Source organism: Loktanella sp. 3ANDIMAR09 (genome assembly GCF_001420005.1).
Lineage (GTDB): Bacteria > Pseudomonadota > Alphaproteobacteria > Rhodobacterales > Rhodobacteraceae > Loktanella.
Map to the genome: position 1 here is coordinate 1 of NZ_LJAK01000025.1, position 7,399 is coordinate 7,399.

General features: G+C 66.1%; 11 protein-coding genes. All 11 read left to right on the forward strand.

Features of this window, described 5'->3' with window-relative positions:
* Positions 1–216 (forward strand): DUF1353 domain-containing protein (locus tag AN189_RS18475; protein ID WP_157057584.1); only part of this gene is annotated, 216 nt, incomplete at its 5' end.
* 33 nt (positions 217–249) lie between these two features.
* On the forward strand, positions 250–1,434 hold the full coding sequence (locus tag AN189_RS18480) for a phage tail sheath C-terminal domain-containing protein (protein ID WP_056039613.1): 1,185 nt from the start codon (positions 250–252) through the stop codon (positions 1,432–1,434).
* Between the two features lie 12 nt (positions 1,435–1,446).
* Entirely contained in the window at positions 1,447–1,911 is a 465-nt protein-coding gene (locus AN189_RS18485; RefSeq protein ID WP_056039616.1) for a phage major tail tube protein, read from the forward strand.
* A gap of 47 nt (positions 1,912–1,958) precedes the next feature.
* Positions 1,959–2,246 (forward strand): phage tail assembly protein, encoded by a 288-nt coding sequence (locus tag AN189_RS18490; RefSeq protein WP_056039619.1) that lies wholly within the window; start codon positions 1,959–1,961, stop codon positions 2,244–2,246.
* Between the two features lie 26 nt (positions 2,247–2,272).
* Complete coding sequence (locus AN189_RS18995; protein ID WP_083484509.1) at positions 2,273–2,401, forward strand: GpE family phage tail protein; 129 nt, start codon at positions 2,273–2,275, stop codon at positions 2,399–2,401.
* On the forward strand, positions 2,394–4,727 hold the full coding sequence (locus AN189_RS18495) for a phage tail tape measure protein (protein ID WP_083484510.1): 2,334 nt from the start codon (positions 2,394–2,396) through the stop codon (positions 4,725–4,727). Before AN189_RS18995 ends, AN189_RS18495 begins: the two co-directional genes overlap by 8 nt.
* Positions 4,720–5,118 carry a phage tail protein gene (locus tag AN189_RS18500; RefSeq protein ID WP_056039630.1) on the forward strand — a complete coding sequence of 133 codons (399 nt, stop codon included), beginning with the start codon at positions 4,720–4,722 and terminating at the stop codon, positions 5,116–5,118. The genes AN189_RS18495 and AN189_RS18500 overlap by 8 nt, the downstream gene beginning before the upstream one ends.
* A complete protein-coding gene (locus tag AN189_RS18505) occupies positions 5,115–5,324 on the forward strand; it encodes a tail protein X (RefSeq protein WP_056039633.1) in 210 nt (69 codons plus the stop codon). The genes AN189_RS18500 and AN189_RS18505 overlap by 4 nt, the downstream gene beginning before the upstream one ends.
* Positions 5,321–6,304, forward strand: a complete 984-nt coding sequence (locus tag AN189_RS18510; RefSeq protein WP_056039636.1) for a phage late control D family protein — start codon at positions 5,321–5,323, stop codon at positions 6,302–6,304. Before AN189_RS18505 ends, AN189_RS18510 begins: the two co-directional genes overlap by 4 nt.
* 154 nt (positions 6,305–6,458) lie before the next feature.
* Entirely contained in the window at positions 6,459–6,665 is a 207-nt protein-coding gene (locus tag AN189_RS19770; RefSeq protein ID WP_143056824.1) for a Com family DNA-binding transcriptional regulator, read from the forward strand.
* Positions 6,619–7,399 (forward strand): DNA cytosine methyltransferase (locus AN189_RS19005; RefSeq protein ID WP_083484514.1); only part of this gene is annotated, 781 nt, incomplete at its 3' end. The genes AN189_RS19770 and AN189_RS19005, both read left to right, overlap by 47 nt.

The following is a 7,399-nucleotide window of genomic DNA, read 5'->3' on the forward strand; positions in this document are numbered from 1 at the left end:
TTTGACGTGTCGGTCCCGCGCGGTCTGCGGTGGCTGATCGACCCGCACGACTCCCGCTATCTCAAGGCCGCTGCCTTGCACGACGAACTGCTCGCCCGTGGCTGGGACCGCGTCACGGCGGGTGCCGTGTTTCACGAAGCCCTGCGCGCAGACGGCGTCGGTCCATTCAAACGCCTCGCCATGCTGCTCGCCGTTATTTTGTGGCGCTGGTCATGACCGCCGCCCCCTCACATCCAAAGGAGAACCACCATGCCTGAACAGTTTCTACACGGGGTCGAGGTCGTCCAGATCGACGACGGCCTGCGTCCCATCTCGACCGTCAAATCTTCGATCATCGGGATCGTCGGCACCGCACCGGAGGCGACCGACGATGCGTTCCCGTTGAACACGCCCGTCCTGATCACCGGGCCCCGCGCCTCGGCAGCCCTCGGACAGACGGGCACCCTGCGCGATGCCTATGACGCGGTCTATGCCCAGGGCGTTGCCGTCGCGATCGTCGTGCGGGTGGCAGAGGGGGCGGACGATGCAGCGACCCTCGCCAATGCCGTGGGCAACGCAGCCCAGCAATCCGGCGCCTATGCCCTGATCGGTGCAGGAGCCGTCACGGGTCAGATCCCGCGCATCCTGATCGCGCCCGGTCTAACGCGCCCCACCGATCCCGGTGCCGCCAACCCGCTGACCAACGCGCTGATCACGGTCGCGGCCAAACTGCGGGCCGTTGTTGTGGCTGACGGTCCCAACACAGTCGAGGCCGATGCGATTACCTACGCCGGTCAATTCGGGTCGGACCGCCTGTTCCTGGTCGATGCCTATGTCCGCGTCTTTGACACCGTAGCAGCGCAGACCGTGACACGTCCGGGGTCAGCCTACGTCGCGGGCGTGATCAGCCGCACCGACAACGAACGCGGGTTTTGGTGGTCGACCTCCAACCGGCTGGTCGGCGGCATCACCGGGCTGGCCCGTCCCATCGGCTTTGCGATCTCGGACCCCGACACCGAGGCGAACCGCCTGAACGAGGCCAAGGTCGCCGTCATCATCCGCGAGGACGGCTTTCGCGTCTGGGGCAACCGCAGCACGTCAGACGATCCGCTCTGGGCCTTCATCAGCGTGCGGCGCACCGCCGATCTGATCTACGACAGCATCGAACGGGCGCACCGTTGGGCGATGGACCGTCCGCTGTCCGCACAACTGCTGATCGACATTCGCGACAGCGTGCAGGCCTACCTCGACCGGCTGACAGCCCAGGGCGCGCTGCTGGGCGGCACGGTCTGGCTGGACCCCGAGCTGAACACCAAGGCCACGCTGGCCGCAGGGCAGCTCTACCTCGATTTCGACATCGAGCCGCCCGCCCCGCTGGAACGCCTGACGTTCCGCGCCCGTCGCAACGGTGACTACTACGAAGAGCTGATCACCGACTTTCAAGCCGCAAGCTAAAGGAGGCACCTGATGTCTTTCCCGCGCACAATCCGCAACTACAACGCCTTCCTCGATGGCGTCAGCTACATGGGTCTGGTCAGCACCGGCAAGCTGCCCGCCCTCAAGATCAAGACCGCCGCACATCGCGGTGCCGGCATGGATGCCGAGACGGCCGTCGACATGGGCATGGAGGCCATGACGACCGAGCTGACATTCGACGAATGGTCGGACGCGCCGATCCGGCTGTTCGGGTCCAAGAACCGCATCGTCCTGCGTCCCGCCGCCGTGGGCGAGGACGACTTCGCGGCGGACACGTTCATCTTTGCGATGGGCGGCCGCATCACCGACGTCAACTGGGACGACCTCAAGGCAGGCACCGAGTCCAAGATGAAGGCGATGATGGATGTCGATTTCTTCAGCATCGAAAAGAACGGGCAGCCGCTCGTGAAGGTCGATGTCGAGAACGGTGTCCGCGTCATCGACGGCGTCGACTAGCTTGCAGGCATCCGCGCTGCAATGGGCCTTTAAGGGGGGATTGAACCATGGCCAAACTGACCACACCGATCAAGCGCGAGGGCGGCGACATCAAATCCGTCGAGATCCGCCAACCCACCGCGGGCGAGCTGCGCGGCTGCAAGCTGACGCAGCTTTTGCAGATGGACACGTCCGAACTGCTCAAGGTGCTGCCGCGCGTAACCGTGCCCGCATTGCTGCCCGAAGAGGTCGAGGCGCTGGCCCCGGCGGACCTGTTGACACTGGGCATGGAGGTGGTCGGTTTTTTGGCCTCTCCGGCCCTCAAGGAAGAGGCGCTGCGGGCAGCCGAAGCCTGATCCCGCACGACGACACCGGCGACACCATGGCGGACATCGCCGTGGTGTTCGGCTGGGGCCCCGATGTCACCGGCCCCATGACACTGGACGATCTGGCCTACTGGTGGGCCAAGGCCCGCGACCGCGCACCACGACAGGAGGGTGACGATGACTGACATGAATATCGCCCTGATCCTGCGCCTGGTGGACCGCGCGACGGGACCGGCCAAGCAAGCGTTGCAACAGGTCGAGCGGGTCAGCAACCAGATCGGCCAGGCGGGCCTGCGCAACCTCGAACGCGCCGACGCCATCGGCGAGATGGCCGACCGACAGCAGGCGCGCATCGTGGGTCAGGCCGCCGGGCTTGCCAGCATGGCCGCCGGGTTCTGGGCGATGACCGAACCGGCGATCGAGGCCGAGGCTCGCATGGCCGAGATCGCCAAGGTCGTGGTTTTTGACGGCGAGAACGGGTTCGTCGATCTGCAACGCGATATCGCGGCGCTGGTGACCTCGGGCGGGCTCTACGCCACGTCGCAGGGCATCATGGATATTGTCGCGGCGGCCGGGCGCATGGGCGTTGTCGATGCCAACCTGCCCGACGCGGAAAAGCGCGCGCAGCTTCTGGAATTTGCCGAGGCCGCAACGGTGATGGGCGTGGCCCTTGGCGTGTCGGCCGAGACCGCGGGCGAGACGCTGGCCCGGTGGCGCGCGAACCTGAACCTGACCCAGGACGAGGCCATGCAGCTTGGCGACATGGTCAACCTGCTGGGCAATACCATGGCCACGAACGAGGCCGACATCCTCGCCGTGCTGAACCGGCAGGCGGTCTTGTCCGATGTTTCCGGTCTGGCCACCAGCGAGATCGCGGCGCTGAGTGCCACGCTGCTGGCGGCTGGCAGCAGCCCCGAGATCGCGGCCACGGGCATGAAGAACTTCATCAACGCGATGACCGTGGGCCGCAGCGCGACGGCCCGGCAAAAGGCGGTGTTCCAGGAGCTGGGCATCGACGCCGAGGATCTGGCGCGGGCGATGCAAGAGGACGCCAGCGGCGCGATCCTGTCGGTGCTGGATGCACTAAACGAGATGGAGCCCTACCGCCGGTCATCGCTGGTCGGTGACCTCTTCGGCGAAGAAGGCAAGGCCGCGATCATTCCGCTGATCGCCCAGACCGACACCCTGCGCGCCGCACTTGCCGCGACCGCAGACAGTGCCGCGCTACTGGGACTGATGGAGATGGAATACGCCCGCCAGGTCGAGACGACAAAGGCGCAGCGCGCCCACACCATCGAGTATTTCAAAACGCTCAGCGTTGTCGTCGGCGCGCAGCTCTTGCCGATGCTGAACGACATGCTGGAAACTATCATGCCCGTCATCGGCCGCACGGTTGAATGGGCCGAGGCGAACCCGGAACTGATCCAGCAGCTTGGCTGGCTGGCGGCGGGGCTGTTTGGCCTGTCCGTCGCGTCCTTTGCGGTCAAACTCGCGCTGTTGCCGGTGTTGCGTCTGGTCAGCGTGGGTGTCCGCCTGTTCGGCTGGATGCAGATCGCCCTTGGTGTCGCCGGTCGGGCCGCCAGTGCCTTGGGTCGGGGTCTGATCCTGCTGGCGACCAACCCTGTTGCGGCACTCGGCCGTCTGTGGGCTGCGACGGGGATCGTGGGCCGTGCGCTGATCTGGCTGGGCCGTCTGGCGATGCGGCACCCGTTGATCCTGACGCTGGCGCTGATCGCCTATGCCGTCGATGCGATCTACCAGAACTGGGACGGGATCGTCGCTTATTTCACCGACAAGGTGGACCGGGTGAAGGCCGCGTTTCAGGACGGGCTGATCGACGGCGTGTTCCAAGTGATCAAGGACTTCAACGGGTTCACGCTGATCTTTGACGCGGCCAGCGGGTTCCTGGAATACCTGACCGGCTGGTCCTTTGATGATGTGGCCGCCAGCATTGCCTCGATCACGGATCACCCGTGGTTCGATATGGGTGTCGAGATGATCCAAAGCCTTGGCGCGGGCATCTGGTCGGTGCTGACCGGGCTGGTCGAGACGATCAAGGCGTCATTGGCCGCGATCGTGCCCCAGTGGATGATCGACGGCATCGCACTGATCAAAGGTGATGGCGACAGCGCTGAGTTGGTCAGCCCGGACGTCAACACCTTTGACAGAGGTGCGCGAGACTACCCCTTCTCTCCGCACTTCACGCAGGCTGATCAGATGAGAGTTCTCGGCGGACGCGCCCTCGGCGGTCCTGTCCGGGCCGGTGGCATCTACGAGGTCAACGAGCGTGGACAGGAATTCTTTGCCCCCGGCCAGTCGGGCAGCATCATCACCGCCCGCGACGCACGGCGGGCCGGAGCCGCAACGTCGCGCACCGTCACCTTTGGCGACATCGTCATCAACGCGGCCCCCGGCATGGACGCCCAGGCGGTCGCGCGGGCGATCAAGCGCGAGCTGGCGGATCTGATGGATACCAGCCGCGCCCTGCACGACGGGGGCTTTTATGAATAGCCTCGTGATGATGGCGCTGGGGGTGTTCCGGTTCGGCGTGGCAGGCGCGGATTATCAGACGTTCCGCCGCACCGCCGAATACCGTTGGGAACAGGTCGACCGGGTCGGTCGCCAGCCTGCCGCACAGTTCGCAGGCCGTGGCACGGAAAGCGTCACCCTGTCCGGTGTCATCTATCCCCACTTCAAGGGCGGGTTGCGTCAGGTCGAGCTGATGCGACTGCAGGCCGGGCTGGGGCAGCCTCTGATCCTGGTCGATGGCCTCGGGTTCATCTGGGACCGCTGGGTCATCACATCGGTCGAGGAAACCAAATCCGTGTTCATGGCCGACGGGGCCCCGCGCAAGATCGACTTTGCCGTCGATCTGCAAAGCTACGGAGGCGACCGGGCATGACACCCTATCTGACCCGCCAGGGCGACGTCGTCGATCTGATCGCCCACCGCGAGCTGGGCGATGCCCGGCTCTGCACCGCGATCCTCGACGCGAACCCCGGTCTGGCCGCCGCCGGTGCGGTCCTGCCCGACGGCCTGCTGATCATGTTGCCGGACGCCGCACCCGCGCCGACCCGCACGACAATCCGCCTCTGGGGCCGCACGTGACGCCCGCCTTCCGCATCATCGCCGCCAACACGGACGTCACCGCGACCATCGCCGATCGGATGATCTCGCTCTCGGTCACGGACGAGGACGGGCTGTCGGCCGACACGCTGCGCCTGAAGGTCGATGACCGCGACGGGCGGATCGCGGCCCCCGAGACCGGCGTTATCCTGGACGTCGCACTGGGCCACGTGGGCCAGCCGCTGGTCCCGGTCGGCCGCTTTGCCGTGGACCGGGTGCGCGGCACCGGCATGCCGCAGACCCTGACGATCGACGCGACCGCCGCTGACATGACAGGCCCGCTGCGCGCGCCGCGATCGCGCGGCTGGACCGACCAGACGCTGGGCCAGATCGTCGAGACCATCGCGGGCCGGGTCGGGCTGGAGCCGGTCGTCGCCGCGGCACTAGCTGGCATCCGCTACCCGTTCCTCGCCCAGACGGCCGAGAGCGATCTGAACTTTCTGACGCGCATCGCACGGACGCTGGACGCCACCGCCAAGCCTGCGGCCGGTCGCCTGGTCGTCATGCCGCGCGGCACGGGGCGGGACGCGACAGGTGCTGCGATTCCGCCCGTGGCCATTAACCGCACGGATCTGTCCGACTGGTCCTGGGATCGCGGCGCGCGCAAGGCCTACGCCAGCGTGACGGCCGAATGGGGCGACATCGCGGGTGGTCAGATCGTCAAGGTCACCGTCGGCAGCGGCGAGCCCATCCACCGGCTGCGTCACGTCTATGCCACCGCCGCCGACGCGCAGCGCGCGTGTGCGGCCGAGCTCGCCATGGCCGACCGCGCGCGGCTGACGCTGGGCGGCACCCTACACCGCTTCAACGGCGATCTCTTTGCAGGCGGGACGATCCGCACGACTGGCCTGCGGGCCGAGCTGAACGGTGACTGGCTGATCCGCAAGGTCACGCACGATCTGACCGGCGCGCTCACGACATCCTTCTCCGCCGAACGCGGGGCAGATCAGACGGCCCCGTAAGGGCCGTTGAACACCCCCTTTAACGGGGGGCCAAAGGGTGCGCTAACACCCTTCGACACGGGGAAAGTTTGAACGCCTTCCCGCCGACCGCAAGTGACTTACAGCCGCCCCCTCCCTCATGAGGGACGGCCACTGTGAGGCGATTCTATATCCCATGGCTACCCATGAAATCCGTTGCTCGGGCTGTGCCCGATTGCTATTCAAAACCGACGGCGCAGACTTCGGCTGCAAGATCAGCATCAAATGCCCCCGATGCCGCGCCTTCAATCACCTGAGGCCCCAGACGAGCCCCTCACCCAAGCGACCCGATCGCGATGGAAAGGACCCCTCGTGTGGCTCTTCGTACCCCCGAACGACATGACGACTTTCGCGGCATCAGCCTTTGCGCCGGTGTCGGCGGACTGGATCTCGGCCTTCACCTCGCAGAACCCGGATATCGCACTGTGTGTTATGTCGAGCGAAACAGTTTCGCCGCGTCCACTCTCGTGGCACGGATGGCGGACGCGTCCCTGGCTCCGGCTCCTGTCTGGGACGATCTCAAATCCTTCGACGGCCGCCCGTGGCGTGGCCGCGTTCATATCGTCACTGCCGGATATCCGTGCCAGCCGTTCACCCTGTCTGGCAACCGGCGCGGACACGACGACCCCCGGCACCTCTGGCCCGATGTTGCACGTATCATCGACGAAGTCCGACCCGAGTTCTGCTTCTTCGAGAACGTCCCCGGCCATCTGTCCCTGGGCTTCCATGATGTCGCCCGAGACCTTCAAGGCCTGGGCTTCCGGGTTGCAGCGTGCGTCGTATCAGCGGCGGAAGTCGGCGGGTCTCACCTACGCGAACGGATGTTCATTCTGGCCCACGCCGACCTATCTGATGGGCGGGAACAGGACGAGCATCCGCGTGGGACCGGGTCACTTCCAGTTCATCGCGGACCAGAACCAGAAGGGATCGCAGGTCGGCCTGATCATGGCCGCGCGGTGCTGGGTCATGATGTGGGACCTGTTGCGCGCGACGGGCTGGACGCCAGGACCACTCGTCTCTTCCCCCCGATGCCAGGTGACTTTGTTGCCTGGGGGGCTGCACTCCAAGGAGGCGCTA

What these genes read in the sequence shown, in the direction of transcription:
- AN189_RS18480 (WP_056039613.1), top strand. Translation starts at nt 250, where the DNA reads ATGCCTGAACAGTTTCTACACGGGGTCGAGGTCGTCCAGATCGACGAC.
- AN189_RS18485 (WP_056039616.1), top strand. Translation starts at nt 1,447, where the DNA reads ATGTCTTTCCCGCGCACAATCCGCAACTACAACGCCTTCCTCGATGGC.
- AN189_RS18490 (WP_056039619.1), top strand. Translation starts at nt 1,959, where the DNA reads ATGGCCAAACTGACCACACCGATCAAGCGCGAGGGCGGCGACATCAAA.
- AN189_RS18995 (WP_083484509.1), top strand. Translation starts at nt 2,273, where the DNA reads ATGGCGGACATCGCCGTGGTGTTCGGCTGGGGCCCCGATGTCACCGGC.
- AN189_RS18495 (WP_083484510.1), top strand. Translation starts at nt 2,394, where the DNA reads ATGACTGACATGAATATCGCCCTGATCCTGCGCCTGGTGGACCGCGCG.
- AN189_RS18500 (WP_056039630.1), top strand. Translation starts at nt 4,720, where the DNA reads ATGAATAGCCTCGTGATGATGGCGCTGGGGGTGTTCCGGTTCGGCGTG.
- AN189_RS18505 (WP_056039633.1), top strand. Translation starts at nt 5,115, where the DNA reads ATGACACCCTATCTGACCCGCCAGGGCGACGTCGTCGATCTGATCGCC.
- AN189_RS19770 (WP_143056824.1), top strand. Translation starts at nt 6,459, where the DNA reads ATGGCTACCCATGAAATCCGTTGCTCGGGCTGTGCCCGATTGCTATTC.